The organism is Nostoc sp. NOS(2021) (assembly GCF_017115025.1).
Taxonomy (GTDB): domain Bacteria; phylum Cyanobacteriota; class Cyanobacteriia; order Cyanobacteriales; family Nostocaceae; genus Nostoc.
The window spans coordinates 1-17,198 of record NZ_JABXKM010000322.1; the positions used below are offsets into that span (position 1 = coordinate 1).

Here is a 17,198-nt window from a genome sequence, read left to right on the forward strand (position 1 = left end):
CCTCTTACACTTAGTTCTGGTTTTGACATCAACATTTCCAGGTGCAAGATATGAGGATCGCTATATTTCAATGGAATCTTGAAAAAGAGCGTAGGCGCAGCCCGCCGTAGGCATCGCCTCGCCCCTTTCACCCCTACGCCACCCTTACAAACCCTCAAACTCTTCTACACTTATCCCAGCTTGTCGTAAAATACTGGCCAGCGTACCAATAGTAATTTCTCGATAATGAGGCACGATCGCAGTACGGGTTCCTTCATCGGTAGATTTGGCAAACTTTACGTGACTACCCTTTTGGCTAACTTCCCCAAAGCCTGCTGCCTCTAATCTACGCTTCACTTCACGATAAGGTAATGGTTTAAGCGGCACCTATTTCTACCTGAAGTGTCTTAATTTGAGGAATAATAGTAGCTACTGGTGGTTCAAAATGCAGTGACAAAGCTTCCTCAAGATTAGCCAATGTCTCAGTTTCAGTCTGGCCCTGGCTAGCAATATCAATCTCCAAGCACTGTGCCACAAACCAGTTACCTTCCTGCCATACACTTGCAGTAAAAGTTCGTTTCATAAGTTTTTATTGTTCGGCACTTTCTGTTGATTTGATTATACGCTAGAAGAAAACCGGAGGTGCATTGAAGCCGCAAACCCTTATTTGCTAAGATTTCCAATGCGACAACATTGAAACAGGGCAACTTCTCATCACCATGCCAACATCTACAATTGACGATAAAGACACAGCAGCTATCGAAGCCGCAAAAGAAGCAGTTGCTATATGCGATCGCACCGCCTGGGGACGCATCAAAGTGTCTGGCGACGATCGCCTCAACTTCTTGCACAACCAAAGTACTAACAATTTCCAAATACTCAAGCCAGGACAAGGTTGTGATACGGTTTTCGTCACCTCCACAGCCAGGACAATTGATTTAGCAACCGCCTACGTTAGAGAAAATGCGGTAATCCTGCTAGTTTCGCCTAACCGCCGCCAGTATCTCATGGAATGGCTGGATAAATATATTTTCTTTGCCGACAAGGTGGAATTATCTGATATCACACAATACACCAACACCTTCAGCCTGATTGGCCCAGGAAGCGACGCTGTTTTAGAAAAGTTGGGTATTGGCGAACTCATTGGCCAACCTTACGGTAGCCATAAAGTATACACGATTGCTCCCGCCGAGGGAGTGCGGATTGCTGTGGGTAGTGGGTTAGCGGCTCCCGGATACACTTTGACTTTCCCCTATACTGACAAAGCAACGGTGTGGAACAAATTGTTAGAAACTGGGGCGGTAGAAATGAGCGATCGCGCCTGGGATGCATTGCGAATCTTACAAGGCCGCCCCGCCCCAGATGCCGAACTCACAGATGATTACAATCCTCTGGAAGTTGGTTTGTGGCAAACAATTTCTTTTAATAAAGGTTGTTATATTGGGCAAGAAACCATCGCTCGGTTAAATACATATAAAGGTGTAAAACAACACCTATTTGGTGTGCGCCTCAGTGCCCCTGCGGAAATTGGAAGTGCGATCGCAGTTGGAGATGAAAAGGTCGGCAAACTTACCAGTTATACAGAAACCGCTGATGGTTATTTTGGACTAGGTTACATTCGCACCAAAGCTGGTGGCGTAGGCTTGAAAGTCCAAGTGGGAGAAACTGAGGGTGAAGTAGTAGAAATCCCGTTTGTTTCTCACGAGTACCCGTAATTTGTAATTCGTAATTCATAATTCGTAACTAAGAAAGAGTAGAGACGCGAAATTGCACTTCGTGTCGCTTTGGTAATGGGTCTCTACTACTTTGCCCAGCTAGTTTTTAGGATTTGTAGTAAGGACTTTAGTGCTTAGAAAATAAGGAATAAAGTTCTTACTACGAACTTGCTTACCCATCAATTTCAACTTGACAGACTACTAGTGGTAATCGCTTTTTGGCGCTCCATCTGTTGTGATCATTGTTCAAATAAAAATATCCTCTTCCCTGTCCGATTTAGTACCCTGACAAAATTCATCTACCCAAGAAGCTAGACTACGGGCATTAGTGGTTGGTAAATTCACTTTGCTTTTAACGTCTTCTAGTTGGATATTCGGATGTTTGCCGTTGCTCTTAAGCTCAGTAGTAATTGCTAGCGATCGCACTGGTTTGCCGTTATTGTTAATCTCGGTGGTAATTGCTAACGATGCGCCTAAAGGGAGTCGCGCAGATGGCATAGTTTTAGCTTTGCTGTTAACCTCAGTGGTCATTGTCAGCGATGTTCCTGAAGGGAGGCGTTCAAGGAGCGATGTCTGACGAGAAGCTGCAAAGGAGCTACGTACTGGTTTATCTTCACTTAATAAACCGGAGGGTAGCTTGGCTGAGTGTGAAGTTTTTACGGGAGTATCTGGAGCAATTTTAGTGCCAAATACACCTAACAACTTCGGTTTGTGTGTGTGAGCTACCTCAGTAGTAGCTGTAAATGATGGCACTGATTGGTCGGCGCGTGGCAACTTCGAGTCTAAAGTCTTGACAGGAGAATGAGGTACAATCTTGCTGGCAGTTACAACCGATGACACATATTTATCCTCAGAATGCTTCTCATGTGGCGACTCGCTTTCAACTTGGCTTGTAGCCATAGAATGTTCTGATTTTATTAAACCTAACTCTTCATCAGGATTAAAGTTAAGACCTAAAGCGGCGACTATTTTATCTGGATCGTTATTCAGATCGAGCATAAAAGCAAGTATTTCATCAAACTGGGGTTCCAAAACAGACAGTGTTGCCAAAATAAAACCCGACAAAGGACGCCGCAGACCATCGTAAGTGCCCCAAATTCGTATTTTGACCAGCCAGGGAATATTTTGCTCGTAGTAAATCAGCCACTTTTGTTTTAAGGATTGACGCAGCTGCTGGATATTCATTGGATGCCTCGCTTCAGTCAACAAGATTGCAGACATTGATATTGTTAATTAGTTTGATTTCTGGGGATGAAACCGATAATAAAGTATCTGTTTGACAATTTGACCACCTAGCAAATGATCTTCTACCAGTAAAGATACTTCATCGGGTTGAACGCCGCTATACCAGACCATATCGGGTAATATCAGCACCATCGGCCCATTGCCACATTGTCCCAAACAGCTGCTAGCCGTTACCGTAACACCAGGCATTGGCAAAGCTGCAAAAGCTTCTAATACCTTGAGGGCACCTTGCTTTTTACAAGTGCGATTTTGACAAACTCGCACACATCTAGGAGAAGAGGGTTGGTCTATTATCGGGAAGTTTGATGGTTGAGTTATGTTGGTCATTTGTCATTTGTCCTTTGTTATTTGTCATTTGTCAAAAGTCGGAAGCTAATGACCAATGACCAATGACTAATGACTAATCTATTGAAAGTCCTTTTGAGGCAAGCCATTCCGGGTTGAATATCCGCGACTGATACCGGGAACCACTATCACACAGGATGGTGACAATGGTATGTCCTGGGCCCAACTGCTTCGCTAGAACAACAGCAGCGCCCACATTAATACCCGTTGAACCGCCCATTAACAGCCCATCTTTCCTCAGCAGTTGGTAAACTACCCGTAAAGCTTCTTTGTCATCAATTTGGATAGCATCATCAGCAGGTGCGCCTTCCATATTGGCTGTAACACGACCGTTACCGATGCCTTCGGTGATGGAATTGCCTTCTATGTTGATTTCGCCGGTTTTGACATAGCTATAAAGTCCACTACCTAGCGGATCGGCAACAACGCATTTAATCGCCGGATTTTGTTCTTTCAAGTACAACGCCACACCAGCAAAAGTACCACCAGTACCAGTTGCAGCTGTCCATGCATCTATTTTACCATCTGTCTGCGTCCAAATTTCCGGCCCTGTGGTTTCGTAGTGGGCGCGGCGGTTGGCTAAGTTATCAAACTGATTCGCCCAAATGGCATTTTCCAATTCAGCAGCAACTCTGCCAGATAGCTTGACGTAGTTGTTTGGGTCTTTGTAGGGTACAGCAGGGACGGGACGGACTTCTGCTCCCAGCGCTGTCAGTGCGTCTATTTTTTCTTGTGACTGAGTATCGGGAATGATAATTAGGCATTTGTAGCCTTTGGCGTTGCAAATATGTGCTAGTCCAATGCCAGTATTACCAGCAGTTCCTTCTACAACGGTGCCACCGGGTTTGAGTAGACCTTTCTCTTCGGCATCTTCGATGATGTAAAGTGCGGCGCGGTCTTTGACGGAACCGCCAGGATTGAGGAATTCTGCTTTACCAAGGATTTCACACCCTGTTTCTTCACTAAAGCTGTTTAAGCGAATTAGGGGTGTGTTGCCAACAGCACCGACGAAGCCATTTTTAATATCCATTTTGACTGTACCTGTGTGAGTATCTATAAAAATTTTGGCTTATAGCGGTGGCATGATTTACAAGTCACCTGTTTCTGCATCTGGTTCAAGAATTACACGCCACTTCATTGAATATCTCCTTGGTTTGATTTCTGCTGATTTAAGACTTAGGTATTTATTTACTTCTACCAAACTTTACTCATATTCAAAACAAACCCAGGTAATATTGATTCACCGCTAACAGTGGCGGGATTTTCCAGATATTCCTCTGGCACACCAGGACGATAAATATAGACTCGGCCATGCTTGCGGTCAATTAGCAAGCCTAGCTGTACTCCTGGCTCCCTCATATATTCCTCCATTTTCTCCTTCAACGGTTTGAGGTTATCAGAAGGCGACCTCAGTTCAACTACAAAATCTGGACAAATGGGGGCAAACCTTTGCTGTTGTTCTGGCGAGAGAGCATTCCACCGTTCCAGTTTAATCCAGGAAACATCAGGCGATCTATCTGCACCTGTTGATAACTTAAATCCTGTGCTGGAGTCAAAACAAATACCTGTCCCGTCTTTTTCTGTCCAAACTCCTAGCTGTAAGGCAACGTTAAAGTTACGATTACCTGTCTCTGAACCAGTGGGCGGCATAATTGATATTTCTCCAAATTGATTCCGCTCAATGCGTAAGTCACGATTAACCTGACAAAAGTCAAAAAACTGCTCGTCTGTCATTTGCATTGAGGGGGGAATTTGCACAACTAAAGGGGATGAAAGCATGATGATTTCCTCTAGGTTTTGCTGTCTACCCGACTGGCTTTTATTTCTTATTCTCACGCAAGTCATTAACTAAATAGCGGTAATAGTCGTTTTCGCTACAAATTTCCAGAAAACGAGTGCATTTTATGGTAGCTAACTTCCAGCTTCAGTTTAGCAGGTGATGAAAATTATCATAGTAATTTTACTGGGGTTAAAAAATATTCGTGTAAGTTAGTATACTGCATGATTGTCGAGTGAATGCTGACATCATTTCATTGTCTTAGATGGGGTGGACACCGATGACATCTGAAAGCGATCGCCAAAAAGAACTTGATCATCGGGAACGTTTACTACGAGAACGAGAAGTTGAATTACGACTCCGGGAAATGGAAACTAACATCCAGGCTACCGATGCGGCTTTTCATCAAACTGTGAAGCATCAGCCGGAAGATTCCCAGAAACCTTGGATCAAAAAAGTTATCCTCGCTGGAAAGCTGTTTGCTCTTGGTGTGGTAACGCTGGTTGCAGTGAAGATAGCCTAAGTGCTGGCTGGGTTTATTATTGTTGCTGCGCTGGGGTGGATGTCTTACAAATTATTTTTTGAATCCAAAAAAACCAATCTTTAATAAAGGTCTAACTATTATGAGTGAGCAGGTAGTAACTGACAGATTTATCCAAGATTTAGAGCGTGTTGCTCAAGTGCGATCGGAGATTTCTGTGTGTTTGAGCAAAATTGCTGAAACAATTAATCAAGCTGAGTTGGCTGGAGACTCTTCATCAGGAAAACTCAGTTTAGAGCGAGATATTGAAGATATTACTGTAGCTAGTAAAAACCTCCGCGAAGGTGTATTTCGCCTTTTGGTTTTGGGCGATATGAAACGGGGAAAAAGCACTTTTCTCAATGCCTTAATTGGTGAAAACTTATTACCGAGCGATGTTAACCCTTGTACCGCAGTGTTAACAGTTTTACGCTATGGCCCGGAAAAGAAAGTTACGATTCATTTTAATGATGGCAAAAGTCCGCAACAGCTAGATTTTCAGAACTTTAAATATAAATATACCATTGACCCCGGTGAAGCTAAAAAACTAGAGCAGGAGAAAAAACAAGCCTTTCCTGATGTTGATTATGCAGTAGTTGAGTATCCCTTAACGCTATTAGAGAAAGGAATTGAAATTGTCGATAGTCCAGGATTAAATGATACAGAAGCACGAAACGAATTATCTTTGGGTTATGTAAATAATTGCCATGCAATTCTGTTTGTGATGAGGGCTTCTCAACCTTGTACCTTGGGTGAGCGTCGCTACCTAGAAAATTATATCAAAGGTCGAGGATTGACAGTTTTCTTCTTAGTTAATGCTTGGGATCAGGTGCGGGAATCATTGATTGATCCTGATGATGTAGAAGAATTAAAAGGATCTGAGGATAGATTACGGCAAGTATTTAATGCGAATTTAGCAGAATATTGTTCTGTAGAAGGTCAGAATATTTATGACGAACGAGTGTTTGAGCTTTCGTCAATTCAAGCACTCAGACGACGGTTGAAAAATCCCCAAGCTGATTTAGAGGGAACTGGCTTTCCTAAGTTTATGGAAGCGCTTAATAATTTTCTTACCAGAGAACGTGCGATCGCAGAACTCCGTCAAGTCAGAACCTTAGCTAGACAAGCTGTTAATCATACTCGTGAAGCAGTTGCTAGACGTATACCATTACTTGACCAAGATGTAAATGAATTAAAAAAACGAATTGATTCAGTGGAACCAGAGTTTAACAAACTCACAGGTATTCGGGATGAATTCCAAAAAGAAATTATCAATACCAGAGATACTCAAGCAAGAACGATTTCCGAATCTTTTCGCAGCTACGTTTTAAACTTAGGTAATACCTTTGAAAACGATTTTTTACGCTATCAGCCAGAATTAAATCTATTTGATTTTCTCAGTAGTGGTAAACGAGAAGCATTTAACACCGCACTGCAAAAAGCCTTTGAGCAATATATCACTGATAAATCTGCTGCTTGGACATTAACTGCTGAAAAAGATATCAATGTAGCTTTTAAACAACTTTCTCGCAGTGCTGCACAATATGGCGCGTCTTACAGTCAAGTCACAGATCAAATCACAGAAAAGCTCACCGGACAAAACGTCAAAGTAAATACCACTACTACTGCTGAAGAAGATAACTCACCCGGATGGGCAAAATGGGCAATGGGATTGTTATCACTGTCTAAGGGAAATCTTGCTGGTTTCGCACTCGCCGGCGCTGGATTTGATTGGAAAAATATCTTGTTAAACTACTTCACTGTAATTGGTGTTGGTGGAATAATTACAGCAGTGACAGGTATTTTTCTTGGCCCCATCGGGTTTGCACTACTAGGTTTGGGAGTAGGATTTTTGCAAGCAGATCAAGCGCGTAAAGAGTTAGTTAAAACTGCTAAAAAAGAGTTAGTTAAACACCTACCCCAAGTCGCACATGAGCAATCGCAGGTTGTATACAATGCCGTGAAAGAGTGTTTTGACTCTTACGAAAGAGAAGTCAGTAAGCGGATTAACGATGATATTGTATCTCGTAAATCTGAATTAGATAATCTGTTAAAGCAGAAAGAAACACGCGAAATTAATCGTGAGAGTGAGTTCAAACGTTTAAATAATTTACAGGAAGATGTAATAGCTCAGTTGCAAAAAATTGAGGCAGCATATAGCAATTTATTAGCTTACTATAGCTGATATTTCTCATTACTCTCGACTCTCGTTCCCAGTCTCCGACTGGGAATGCCTACTGGGGGGGCTGCTGCCTCCGATAATAAGAATGTGAGGCGGTAGCCTCAATGATATGCATTACCAGGCGGAGCCTGGGAACGAGGAACTATGCAACAACAGTATGAAGGTTATAAGGATTTAGCAGATTCTCTGAAATCTGCATCTGCGTTACTGAATTTAGAACACAAATCGCAACTGCATCAAGATATAATTACCATTTGCAATCATCTGATTAATCCTAGCTTTCGGATTGCGGTATTTGGGCCTTTTAATCATGGTAAGTCTACCCTATTAAATGCCATTTTGGGGAATCGCACCTTACCAATTGATTTAATTCCTACCACAGGCGCGGCAATTACTGTCAAGTATGGCTCTGATGTGCGAACTCGCATCATCTTGGTAGATGGTACAGAAATCTCCCGCAGTGGCACAGAAGTTTTACAGCAATTTGCAATTATTGATGGCAATAGGCAGATGCGAAAAGATGTAGCATCGGTGGAAGTTTTTTGTCCCCATCCCTTCTTAGAAACAGGAGTAGAATTGCTCGATTTACCGGGAACAAATGATCGAGATGAACAAGATAATTTAGTCCGAGAACAACTTTTAAGTGCAGATTTAGTTATCCAATTATTAGATGCACGTAAGTTAATGACTTTAGGAGAGCGGGAAAATTTACGAGATTGGCTATTAGATCGCGGTATTAAAACAGTTATATTTGTTGCCAATTTTCTTAATTTACTCGAACCCGACGAGCAAAAACAAGTTCAAAATCGTCTGGTGTTTGTTGCCGAAAGTTTTCGAGCCGAATTACCTCCAGGTTTTAGTAATTTATATCGCGTTGATGCTTTACCTGCCTTAAGAGCCAGATTAAAAGGCGATGTTGCTGCTGCCAATAGTAGCGGGTTAGCGGCTTTTGAGACAGCTTTGCAAAATATTGTGGGGATTTTGCAACCAAATCGTGGTAGTGTGCGTTTGCCAAGAGTGCAAGCGATCGCTTCTCAAATCCAACTCTCATTAAAAGCTAAAATTGACCCGATTGCTCTTGAAATAAAATCCTTTGATGATAAAGAAAATAGCAAAATCGAAATTAAACAAAAAGCAGCCAACTTAATTTATAAAGGTTTTGCTACTAGCGTGGGAGAGTTACGCGATTGGCTAACATTACCCAAGCTACTCGCAAAATATCAAGCTGATGCAGCAGTTGCATTGGCAGAAAATAACTTTAAAGCTTGGCAAACAAATACTCTTAAAAAAGACCTGACCCAATTGCAATTTGCGGCAGTGAAATGGCTTTATCAAGCTTACGAATTTTTCCAAGAAGAACGACCGCAAGATTTATTAATTCCCTTTCCTAGCGACCCACAAGTAATACTACCCTCAAAGCCAAGCAATACTGATGATTTGAGTGAACCTGGTTCCATCGCTGTTGGTGGTGGTATTGGTTGGTTATTAGGCGGCCCGGTGGGTGCTGCTGTCGTCGGGAGTATTTCTTATTTGTTAAACAAGAATATCCAGACACAAGACGAACAATTAGCAAAGGAATCTTATCATCAGGAAGTTGCTAAACTTTGTATAACTGCAATTGAAGATTATTTCTCTCGCTTCAGCAGTCAAGGCTTATCAATTTTGAATGAATATGAACAAAAAGCTGAGAAAGTAATTTGTTTTGAATTCAGTCAACAACTATTAGAAATTACTAATAAACGTGAAAATTTGCAGCAGTTACAAAACGGTTTTAATCAGTTACTGCAAGAGTTAGAGAAAGTCAAAATACTCTCAAATCATCAACCTTATAAAGAAATACCAAAATACACAAATACCAATAAAAAATATTCGCCACAACCAAAGAGAGTTCAAACTTCCCCTCAAAAAGATCCCGGTATTAAGCAACAACAGGAAAATACTGCTAAGAATAGTGAGACAAGGGTAAAATCTGTTTCTCCACGTCCAGAAGAGGTAGAGGCGAAATTTCGTGATTGGGAACTCAATGAGGAAATAGCGCGAATGAAAGCAGAGATGCGTAGCCCTAAGGCTTGTCGTCAGACATCGCCTGCTTCTCAAACTGGCAAACAGCAAAATACAACTCAAGGCAACAAAGCACCCAACCAAGCAAAAACCCAGACGGAAAAAGATAAGATTACTCGCGCCTACAGCATTTTAGGATTGCAACCAAATGCTTCTTTGGTTGAGGTAAAGCAGGCTTATCGAACTTTAGTAAAAAAATGGCATCCAGATTTGTTTGTTGGTAAGCCCCAACTGCTAAAACAAGCACAAGAGAAAATGTACTTACTTAATGAAGCTTACAGAATTTTGAGTGAGAAATGAAAAACAAGATCCCTGACTTTTTTGAGAAGTCGGGTATCTTTAAATTTCATCCTAATTTCATTTCTAGTTGCAAAGCTAAGAAGTAAATATAGAATTAGGAAACTATTAGGTGAGACTTATGCAACTGCTATCTTTGAGGAATGGCTTTTTGGCGTTAACCTTGACTGCGATCGCTTCTGGCGGTGGGTTAATCACAGGCTGTACTAATACTGCTTCCCAGAACCAAAGCCAAGCCCCAAATGCAACCGCTACCAATACTAGCGACAAGCAGATGAATCACAGCATGGCAATGGATTTAGGCCCAGCCGATGCTAACTTTGATTTACGATTTCTCGATGCTATGATACCGCATCATCAAGGGGCTGTGGAAATGGCTAAAGAAGCGCAGCAGAAATCAAAACGTCCTGAAATCAAAAAGCTAGCAGACAATATCATCAAATCGCAAAACCAAGAAATCACTCAGATGAAGCAGTGGCGACAAGCTTGGTATCCGAAGGCGGGAGATAAACCAATGGCTTATGACAGTCAAATGGGGCACATGATGGAGATGTCATCTAACCAAATGAAAGCCATGATGATGAGTCAAGACTTAGGTGCAGCTGATGCTGAATTTGATCTGCGCTTTATCAATGCGATGATTCCTCACCATGAAGGGGCTGTAACAATGGCAAAAGATGTTTTGAGTAAGTCTAAGCGCCCTGAAATTAAGCAATTAGCCCAAGAAATTATTAAGGCACAAAATACAGAGATTAAGCAAATGCAGCAGTGGCGAAAAACTTGGTATAACAAGTGAGCCTAAGTATCTGTGTAGATTCATAACAACATCACCTCGTTTAAAGATTTGTTTTGGCTGCGTCGTAATTGTCATAAATACTCATTTCCGGGCTATCCCAGTCATCTGCAAAGGTTGCTAGATGCGATCGCAAAATCTCAGCCTGCGCTTCGTTAATTCCTTGAGAAGCTAGGTCAATCTCATTTGACCTCATAAAAGTCACAATCACTCGTGTTCCTTCATGTACATCGGTGGGTTGTTCACTGAGTTCGACTCGACCATTACGATATGTTCCTTCAACACTAGTCAACATTTTTAACCTCGCTGCTTGTGAATAGTTAAATAGTGTGGCTTCTGGCAACAATTTTCTTCTGATTAAAGATATTTAGTCATGTTTGTATCGAATCGTTATTTGCTTTTCTGATTTGTTGCCTTTGTGCTTCTAAACCTCTTAAGCTTTTCAAGACATCTTTCTCTTTTTCATATTTAATACCTAATTTGAGCAACTGACGACATCGATGCATCTTTAAATGCTGCCGATTAGGAATTTTTAACTCACCTTGATTTGTAGCAATAATACCAGTAATTTCGTATGATTTTTTGTTAATATAATGCTTTTCCTTTTTCTTATTACTACGTAATCCATAGCGATGAAACTGCTTTTCTACTTGCCAAATCAACTCACTTGGAATATGATTGCCTGAGATTGTAACATCATCTATGTAGACAGTCAGAGTACAATTTGCCATCTCAACAATTTTGTTGATTGCTTCCCACATGCCTATATGTGCAAAGTAGGAGAGCATAGGACTTGATGGGCTTCCAGTTGGCAGATGCTCTTTGAAAGTTGAGAGCTTGGTTAAGATAGCAGCAACATCTGAGGAGCATTTCATCTGTGTATGGAAGAACCAATAAATATGCTTTGCTAGCGTAGAAGGAAAATATTTTTCGATGTCAAGGCTACATACTTCTGTGGCATTTACATGAGCTTTAGCATTACTGATGTAGGAACGCCCTTTCGCAGGAGCATGTATGTAGTTTGGAACCTTAATTCGCTTTAGAAGCTCTTCAATCCGCTTTTGTAGACCTTTTAGGTCTTGTCTTGGCTTTTCAAAACGACGGCTTTTCCCTCTCTCTGGATCGAATATGTCCAACTCTACATACAAATGCTCTGTGTTAGTAAGCAATTTAAGCTTAATTTGACTAACACGCAAGAGCTTTGCAAGTTTTGCTTTAGATTTCAAACAGTAAAAAGGCGACTGGTCTAATTCGTATCTTGCATATTTACTCTTCTGCATAAGAACGACCAGACCTTTCAGCAATGAAGTTAAGGATGGCAAGAATCTTAGAGGATACGAATGTCCTTAACTTCTCTGTTTTTATATCCTTATTTAAGCTTTCCGAAAAAAACATGATCGAGGATGCTGGTATATCAAAAAACTCTGAGTATCGGTTCAGCAACTCAAGTGTTGGAGTTTTTTTCCCTGACTCAATTTCCGAGAGATATGACTTGGATATCCCTAGCTTTTCTGCAAGCTCTTTCTGTGTTAGGTCATAGAATACTCTTATCAATCTTAGAGCTTCACTTAGCATATCTAACCTCCCTTGGCTAGAGGTTTTTTAAGGGTTTCTATAGAAGATTTAGCAGTCTAGTTCTGCCAAAACTCAATTAGCCACTTCAATAAGTTGAAGATGACCGGACCGAGTTGAAATAGCAGACGGAGCGTTTGAGGTTTGCGGAGCCATATCAGCCACTGCTTATATTTACGCTTTTTAGACTGCTTCTGCCGTTTGTCAGATTCTGGATTCTCCATCGGAGACATCTCCTTTTAGTAGGGTGTTTGCACTTACTTACAGTGATGTAAATAAGCGTTGCCGCAAACAAACCCGGAGAACGGCAGTTTTAATCCTCCCCTATACTTGCCGCAGCTAACTTGCTTAGGCTACGCTGTTGTGCTGGGTTGTATCAGTGGTACTTCTTCTTTAGTTGTACCTGATGTAGGCTCACATAGATACTCACAATTACTTGTGTTTTCCTATGCTTTCTAAAGTGTTTTTCCACTGTTTTTTTCAGCAAACACGGTAGAAGATGCTTTATCATCTCCCTCAGATCGAAATAACAATCCAATGAATGGCAACTGTCTCCTTTAACCTGACTAAACCGAGTATAGCACAGTTTTAGGAAATTTTATTCGCTATTAGCGAATATTTTTAAGAATTAGTATGCGCTTTGCGATCTACGATATAAGTATTGGTATTCCACACCAGGAACAGACTCGGATTTTTGATCGCTTTTACCGGGTGAATAGCGATCGCTCTCGTAAAACTGGCGGTTCTAGGTTAGGATTAGCGATCGCTAAAGCAATTATTCAGGCACACCAAGGTAGTTTAAACGTGGAAAGTGAATTAGGTAAAGGTAGCACTTTTATTATTCAATTACCCTTCGATGTCACCCCAATTTCCCAATTTAAATTGCTGTATTACTTCAAACCTGAATTTAACTAAAACTTTTTCTACCAAACTTTACTCATATTCAGAATAAATCCAGGCAATACCAACTCGCCGTTAACAGTAGCAGGATTATCTAAACATTCCTCTGACAATCCAGGACGATAAATATAAACTTTACGCTGCTTACGGTCAATCAACCAGCCTAAATGTATTCCTGGCTCATTCATATATTCCTCCATTTTTTCCTTCAAAGTCTGGAGGTTGTCGCTGCGAGATTTGAGTTCGACTACAAAATCTGGACAAATGGGAGCAAATCTTTCTTGTTGTTCTGGAGAAAGAGCATTCCACCGTTCTAGTTTAATCCAAGAAGCATCTGGAGATCGCTCTGCACCTGTTGATAACTTAAATCCGGTACTAGAGCTAAAAGTTATACCTGTACCATCTTGTTCCGACCAAACCCATAACTGTCCTGAGATGTTACCTTCTCGGTTTCCTGTCTCTGAACCAGTAGGAGGCATAATTACCAATTCTCCAAATTTATTTCGCTCAATGCGTAAGTCACGATTCACCTGACAGAAATCAAAAAATTGTTCGTCTGTCATTTGCATTGATGACGGAATTTGCAAAACCAAAGGCGATGAAAACATCGGGATTTCCTCCAGGTTCGGATGCCTAGCCCACTGACTATATTCTCACGCAAAAAACAAAGACGCAAAGTTATATCTTGGCGTCTTTGCTTTTTTATCCGAAATCATTTTCAGATTTACTTGTTAGGCTGAGGAGTTAGTCGCAGATAGGGTTTAACTTCCTTGTAGCCTTTGGGGAATTTCTCTTTGAGTACTTCTGGATCTTTGAGTGAGGGGACAATTACAACATCCTCGCCATCTTTCCAGTCAGCTGGTGTCGCCACGCTGTAGTTATCAGTCAATTGCAGAGAATCAATCACCCGCAAAAGTTCATCAAAGTTGCGTCCCGTGCTGGGAGGGTAGGTGAAAGTGAGACGGAGTTTCTTATTGGGGTCAATCACGAAAACCGATCGCACTGTCACAGCCGCATTAGCATTCGGGTGAATCATGTCGTAAAGATCAGAAACCTTGCGATCCGCATCCGCCAAGATTGGGTAGTTGAGGGTGGTGCTTTGAGTTTCTTCAATGTCTCCCACCCAGCCTTTGTGGGATTCAACGTTATCAACGCTAAGTGCGATCGCTTTGACATTGCGCTTGTCAAATTCTGGTTTTAGCTTGGCAACTGTGCCGAGTTCTGTTGTGCAAACAGGTGTAAAATCAGCAGGGTGAGAGAACAGCACAACCCAGCTGTCACCTGCCCATTCGTAAAAATCGATGTCGCCGTGTGTTGAGGCTTGCGTAAAGTTGGGTACTGTGTCACCTAGACGGAGAGCCATGTGATATTCCCTGTAGTTAGAAAAGCATATATATTCTAGTATGCCATCATGACATAAAACCCCTATTTCCCAATCGGGCTTTAGCGGTTTGAAACAAAATTTTAGGTTGTCACCACTCTCGGATAAAGGATGCTACGGTGTACAAACAAGTCTAAAAACTCCACTAAAACTTGGTTTCGTTGCCCTAAGTATAGAACACCACAAAAAGGGTATGGAATTTAATCATCCGTAGGTTGGGTAGAACGAAGTGAAACCCAACATCCAATCTGAATATTTCCGAACCCCTTTGACGGTGACATGTACTAAGCTTTAAATTATGGGAAAAAGTGGAGTTTTAACCTAATTAATAATTATTAATTCATTGGACAGCATCGGCTATTTATTCATCATCAGAATTACTTATTGGTGGATATAGAATAACTATAACCTCTATTGGAATAACGGTAAGCCTTTTTAGAAGGTTGGGACTTAGAACAAATTCACCACTTTTTTCATTTGAGAAAAAACCACAGTAAATATCCATTTCACAAACTTCTAAAAGCTTTTCAAATTCATTAGTACGCTCTTCTATAAAAGAAACTAGTTGCTCAAGATGTGCGCTCAATACTTCTTCTTCATTAAGCTTACTATCAAGAATCCAAGATGATCCTTGTCTAATTCGGCTATTAGGGTTGCGAGAACTCATTGGAGTACCTTTTTCATGCGATCTAGTTGGCTCAGTAGCCAACATATCTGTTATCTCTTTGGCGCTTAAGGCACTACTATAAATACATATACTGGCAGAATAACGTGATTTTTTGTCGCTCATCCTATTAACTTATTCTCTGTTTATTATTCAGATAAAAAATCTTGAATATTTCCAATTTGGTCGCCAGAATATTTGTCTTTGCCTATTTTAATAAAAATATCACCTGTTTCTAGCTCAACTGCTATGTCTGGATTTTTATTTTTAGCGTTAATGTTAATTAGGATTAGTTTTATGATTGCGGATATCCTTGTCAAAGCAGTTCTAGCGCCTATTTGGCAAAAACTGCTATTGTCTGCGTTGGGTTAAATTAATTTGTTAGTTAGAATTTCCTGGTAAGCTTGGATTGTTTGACGAGCGATCGCATCCCAGCTAAAACAGCCGCATTAGCATTGGGGTGGATCATATGGTAAAGGAAATTAGTAAAAGGGACTAGCTATTGGGGTAATGAGACTCTTTATCGGGCGGATGAAGATTCAATCGTGTTTAGCAGCTGCTTTACCAGAATTAGCGCCGGAAGATATCAGAAAGAGATTAGCCCAGTTGGGATAGCCACGCCTCCAAAGCTTGATGCAAGCTTTGGAGGCGTGGCTTCTAGACCGTAGTAGATGTATTTATTTATCCAAGCTTTCCAAGTTTTTGCAACATAACTCTGTAATACCAATTTTATGTGAGGCTGCGCTTTATTCACGTAGGGGCAATTCATGAATTGCCCCTACAGCGAGGTTTTGGGTAAGTCCCATAGGCGCATCTTCAAAAATAAATGGTATAACGACTGTTCAATAGCGTTAAGCTAGAAGAAATCCATTTTAATATTAGTGATGCCTAATATTCAACAACACGTAAACACTCTCGTTACAAAATTTGTTCCGGGTTATAGATTTCTTCGTTTACAAGAACTCACAATTGAAAAAAATAATTCACTCCAAACAGAAATTAATAGTAAATCAATTAAAGTTCTCAGTTGGAATATTGCTAAACAAAACTATAATAAAACTTGGGTAAAAGATTTTTCAAAAATTATTGAAACTTATCAACCAAACCTGATATTTTTACAAGAATTTTCTCTAAGGTTAGAAGCAGATGAATGGGCAAAATGGCTGAAGATGAATTGGAATTTTGCTCCTAACTTTTTAGACATTCATCATCAAACCTATTCGGGAATTTTCACAGCAGCTACAATCAGTCCACTCACCAAAAAAGTGATAACTACTAAACATTATGAGCCGATTGTTAGAACTCCTAAGATTTCTTTAATTACTGAATATCTGCTATCTGAACAAAGCACAACTCTCCTGACAATCAATACTCATCTGATCAATTTTGTAGATTTAAATAAATTTAAAATACAACTAAATGAATTAGAGCTAGCGTTATCTATACATCGTGGGCCACTAATATTTTCAGGAGATTTCAATACTTGGAGTCAAAAAAGAGCAGTTATCCTCAATCAAGTAACAACTCAATTAGGATTAACGCCTGTAATTTTCGCACCTCATTATCAGGATAAAATTAAACGTTTCCTGTTATCACCCCCTTTAGATCATATCTTTTATCGAAATCTCAGTGCGAAGAAAGCCAGTGCTAAAGTGCTAGACCAAATTTGTTCATCCGATCACAAGCCATTGCTGGCAGAATTTACTTATATCTAGGACTTACGCAAAACCACACGCTGTAGGGGCAATTCATGAATTGCCCCTACCA

Annotated in this window: 19 protein-coding genes and 1 pseudogene; 7 read left to right on the top strand and 13 right to left on the bottom strand. The window is 40.7% G+C overall.

Annotated features, from left to right (window positions below; all coding sequences use genetic code 11):
• Positions 1-144: 144 nt before the first annotated feature.
• Complete coding sequence (locus tag HWQ41_RS31225; protein WP_292771675.1) at positions 145-366, bottom strand: type II toxin-antitoxin system HicA family toxin; 222 nt, start codon at positions 364-366, stop codon at positions 145-147.
• Positions 356-562: a type II toxin-antitoxin system HicB family antitoxin gene (locus HWQ41_RS31230; protein ID WP_292771677.1), complete on the bottom strand. Its 207-nt coding sequence runs from the start codon at positions 560-562 to the stop codon at positions 356-358. Before HWQ41_RS31230 ends, HWQ41_RS31225 begins: the two co-directional genes overlap by 11 nt.
• A 136-nt stretch (positions 563-698) precedes the next feature.
• Between HWQ41_RS31230 and HWQ41_RS31235 the strand changes: the two genes are divergently transcribed.
• Entirely contained in the window at positions 699-1,694 is a 996-nt protein-coding gene (locus tag HWQ41_RS31235; RefSeq protein ID WP_292771679.1) for a folate-binding protein, read from the top strand.
• Positions 1,695-1,940: 246 nt separating this feature from the next.
• Here the strand turns inward: HWQ41_RS31235 and HWQ41_RS31240 are convergent, their stop codons facing one another.
• The 4 genes from HWQ41_RS31240 to HWQ41_RS31255 form a co-directional block, all read right to left on the bottom strand.
• The gene (locus HWQ41_RS31240; protein ID WP_292771681.1) at positions 1,941-2,879 is read right to left on the bottom strand and encodes a DUF5331 domain-containing protein; all 939 of its coding nucleotides are present in this window, start codon (positions 2,877-2,879) and stop codon (positions 1,941-1,943) included.
• Between the two features lie 48 nt (positions 2,880-2,927).
• Positions 2,928-3,266: a (2Fe-2S) ferredoxin domain-containing protein gene (locus tag HWQ41_RS31245; protein ID WP_292771683.1), complete on the bottom strand. Its 339-nt coding sequence runs from the start codon at positions 3,264-3,266 to the stop codon at positions 2,928-2,930.
• 73 nt (positions 3,267-3,339) lie between these two features.
• Entirely contained in the window at positions 3,340-4,314 is a 975-nt protein-coding gene (locus tag HWQ41_RS31250) for a cysteine synthase A (RefSeq protein ID WP_292771684.1), read from the bottom strand.
• A 164-nt stretch (positions 4,315-4,478) separates the two neighbouring features.
• Complete coding sequence (locus HWQ41_RS31255) at positions 4,479-5,063, bottom strand: Uma2 family endonuclease (protein WP_292771685.1); 585 nt, start codon at positions 5,061-5,063, stop codon at positions 4,479-4,481.
• A gap of 278 nt (positions 5,064-5,341) precedes the next feature.
• On the opposite strand from HWQ41_RS31255, the gene HWQ41_RS31260 reads away from it, so the two are divergent.
• From HWQ41_RS31260 to HWQ41_RS31275, 4 genes are all read left to right on the top strand, one after another.
• Positions 5,342-5,584 carry a DUF3040 domain-containing protein gene (locus HWQ41_RS31260; protein WP_334785349.1) on the top strand — a complete coding sequence of 81 codons (243 nt, stop codon included), beginning with the start codon at positions 5,342-5,344 and terminating at the stop codon, positions 5,582-5,584.
• A gap of 100 nt (positions 5,585-5,684) precedes the next feature.
• The gene (locus tag HWQ41_RS31265) at positions 5,685-7,766 is read left to right on the top strand and encodes a dynamin family protein (protein WP_292771686.1); all 2,082 of its coding nucleotides are present in this window, start codon (positions 5,685-5,687) and stop codon (positions 7,764-7,766) included.
• A 141-nt stretch (positions 7,767-7,907) separates the two neighbouring features.
• The gene (locus tag HWQ41_RS31270) at positions 7,908-10,124 is read left to right on the top strand and encodes a dynamin family protein (protein ID WP_292771687.1); all 2,217 of its coding nucleotides are present in this window, start codon (positions 7,908-7,910) and stop codon (positions 10,122-10,124) included.
• 118 nt (positions 10,125-10,242) lie between these two features.
• The gene (locus HWQ41_RS31275) at positions 10,243-10,917 is read left to right on the top strand and encodes a DUF305 domain-containing protein (RefSeq protein ID WP_292771688.1); all 675 of its coding nucleotides are present in this window, start codon (positions 10,243-10,245) and stop codon (positions 10,915-10,917) included.
• A 40-nt stretch (positions 10,918-10,957) separates the two neighbouring features.
• Here the strand turns inward: HWQ41_RS31275 and HWQ41_RS31280 are convergent, their stop codons facing one another.
• The 4 genes from HWQ41_RS31280 to HWQ41_RS31295 all read right to left on the bottom strand — a co-directional run bounded on the left by HWQ41_RS31280 (position 10,958) and on the right by HWQ41_RS31295 (position 12,710).
• Positions 10,958-11,209 carry a hypothetical protein gene (locus HWQ41_RS31280; RefSeq protein WP_292771689.1) on the bottom strand — a complete coding sequence of 84 codons (252 nt, stop codon included), beginning with the start codon at positions 11,207-11,209 and terminating at the stop codon, positions 10,958-10,960.
• A 76-nt stretch (positions 11,210-11,285) separates the two neighbouring features.
• Positions 11,286-12,194 (bottom strand): reverse transcriptase family protein, encoded by a 909-nt coding sequence (locus HWQ41_RS31285; protein WP_292771690.1) that lies wholly within the window; start codon positions 12,192-12,194, stop codon positions 11,286-11,288.
• Positions 12,181-12,489 (bottom strand): helix-turn-helix transcriptional regulator, encoded by a 309-nt coding sequence (locus tag HWQ41_RS31290; protein WP_292771691.1) that lies wholly within the window; start codon positions 12,487-12,489, stop codon positions 12,181-12,183. Before HWQ41_RS31290 ends, HWQ41_RS31285 begins: the two co-directional genes overlap by 14 nt.
• 56 nt (positions 12,490-12,545) lie before the next feature.
• A complete protein-coding gene (locus HWQ41_RS31295) occupies positions 12,546-12,710 on the bottom strand; it encodes a hypothetical protein (protein WP_292771692.1) in 165 nt (54 codons plus the stop codon).
• Positions 12,711-13,131: 421 nt separating this feature from the next.
• Here HWQ41_RS31295 and HWQ41_RS31300 point away from each other — a divergent pair.
• A pseudogene (locus HWQ41_RS31300) lies at positions 13,132-13,401 on the top strand (ATP-binding protein); the annotation flags it as partial.
• Positions 13,402-13,409: 8 nt separating this feature from the next.
• Here HWQ41_RS31300 and HWQ41_RS31305 read toward each other — a convergent pair.
• The 3 genes from HWQ41_RS31305 to HWQ41_RS31315 form a co-directional block, all read right to left on the bottom strand.
• Positions 13,410-13,994: a Uma2 family endonuclease gene (locus HWQ41_RS31305; protein WP_292771693.1), complete on the bottom strand. Its 585-nt coding sequence runs from the start codon at positions 13,992-13,994 to the stop codon at positions 13,410-13,412.
• Between the two features lie 116 nt (positions 13,995-14,110).
• Complete coding sequence (locus tag HWQ41_RS31310; protein WP_292771694.1) at positions 14,111-14,749, bottom strand: peroxiredoxin; 639 nt, start codon at positions 14,747-14,749, stop codon at positions 14,111-14,113.
• Between the two features lie 379 nt (positions 14,750-15,128).
• Entirely contained in the window at positions 15,129-15,557 is a 429-nt protein-coding gene (locus tag HWQ41_RS31315; protein ID WP_292771695.1) for a DUF4279 domain-containing protein, read from the bottom strand.
• 758 nt (positions 15,558-16,315) lie between these two features.
• Between HWQ41_RS31315 and HWQ41_RS31320 the strand changes: the two genes are divergently transcribed.
• Positions 16,316-17,146, top strand: coding sequence for an endonuclease/exonuclease/phosphatase family protein (locus HWQ41_RS31320; protein ID WP_292771696.1), 831 nt, complete (start codon positions 16,316-16,318; stop codon positions 17,144-17,146).
• Positions 17,147-17,198: the final 52 nt, after the last annotated feature.

What these genes read in the sequence shown, in the direction of transcription:
- HWQ41_RS31270 (WP_292771687.1), top strand. Translation starts at nt 7,908, where the DNA reads ATGCAACAACAGTATGAAGGTTATAAGGATTTAGCAGATTCTCTGAAA.
- HWQ41_RS31240 (WP_292771681.1), bottom strand. Translation starts at nt 2,879, where the DNA reads ATGAATATCCAGCAGCTGCGTCAATCCTTAAAACAAAAGTGGCTGATT.
- HWQ41_RS31320 (WP_292771696.1), top strand. Translation starts at nt 16,316, where the DNA reads ATGCCTAATATTCAACAACACGTAAACACTCTCGTTACAAAATTTGTT.
- HWQ41_RS31315 (WP_292771695.1), bottom strand. Translation starts at nt 15,557, where the DNA reads ATGAGCGACAAAAAATCACGTTATTCTGCCAGTATATGTATTTATAGT.
- HWQ41_RS31230 (WP_292771677.1), bottom strand. Translation starts at nt 562, where the DNA reads ATGAAACGAACTTTTACTGCAAGTGTATGGCAGGAAGGTAACTGGTTT.
- HWQ41_RS31250 (WP_292771684.1), bottom strand. Translation starts at nt 4,314, where the DNA reads ATGGATATTAAAAATGGCTTCGTCGGTGCTGTTGGCAACACACCCCTA.
- HWQ41_RS31305 (WP_292771693.1), bottom strand. Translation starts at nt 13,994, where the DNA reads ATGTTTTCATCGCCTTTGGTTTTGCAAATTCCGTCATCAATGCAAATG.
- HWQ41_RS31310 (WP_292771694.1), bottom strand. Translation starts at nt 14,749, where the DNA reads ATGGCTCTCCGTCTAGGTGACACAGTACCCAACTTTACGCAAGCCTCA.
- HWQ41_RS31290 (WP_292771691.1), bottom strand. Translation starts at nt 12,489, where the DNA reads ATGCTAAGTGAAGCTCTAAGATTGATAAGAGTATTCTATGACCTAACA.
- HWQ41_RS31255 (WP_292771685.1), bottom strand. Translation starts at nt 5,063, where the DNA reads ATGCTTTCATCCCCTTTAGTTGTGCAAATTCCCCCCTCAATGCAAATG.
- HWQ41_RS31285 (WP_292771690.1), bottom strand. Translation starts at nt 12,194, where the DNA reads ATGCAGAAGAGTAAATATGCAAGATACGAATTAGACCAGTCGCCTTTT.
- HWQ41_RS31275 (WP_292771688.1), top strand. Translation starts at nt 10,243, where the DNA reads ATGCAACTGCTATCTTTGAGGAATGGCTTTTTGGCGTTAACCTTGACT.
- HWQ41_RS31280 (WP_292771689.1), bottom strand. Translation starts at nt 11,209, where the DNA reads ATGTTGACTAGTGTTGAAGGAACATATCGTAATGGTCGAGTCGAACTC.
- HWQ41_RS31295 (WP_292771692.1), bottom strand. Translation starts at nt 12,710, where the DNA reads ATGGAGAATCCAGAATCTGACAAACGGCAGAAGCAGTCTAAAAAGCGT.
- HWQ41_RS31265 (WP_292771686.1), top strand. Translation starts at nt 5,685, where the DNA reads ATGAGTGAGCAGGTAGTAACTGACAGATTTATCCAAGATTTAGAGCGT.
- HWQ41_RS31260 (WP_334785349.1), top strand. Translation starts at nt 5,342, where the DNA reads ATGACATCTGAAAGCGATCGCCAAAAAGAACTTGATCATCGGGAACGT.
- HWQ41_RS31245 (WP_292771683.1), bottom strand. Translation starts at nt 3,266, where the DNA reads ATGACCAACATAACTCAACCATCAAACTTCCCGATAATAGACCAACCC.
- HWQ41_RS31235 (WP_292771679.1), top strand. Translation starts at nt 699, where the DNA reads ATGCCAACATCTACAATTGACGATAAAGACACAGCAGCTATCGAAGCC.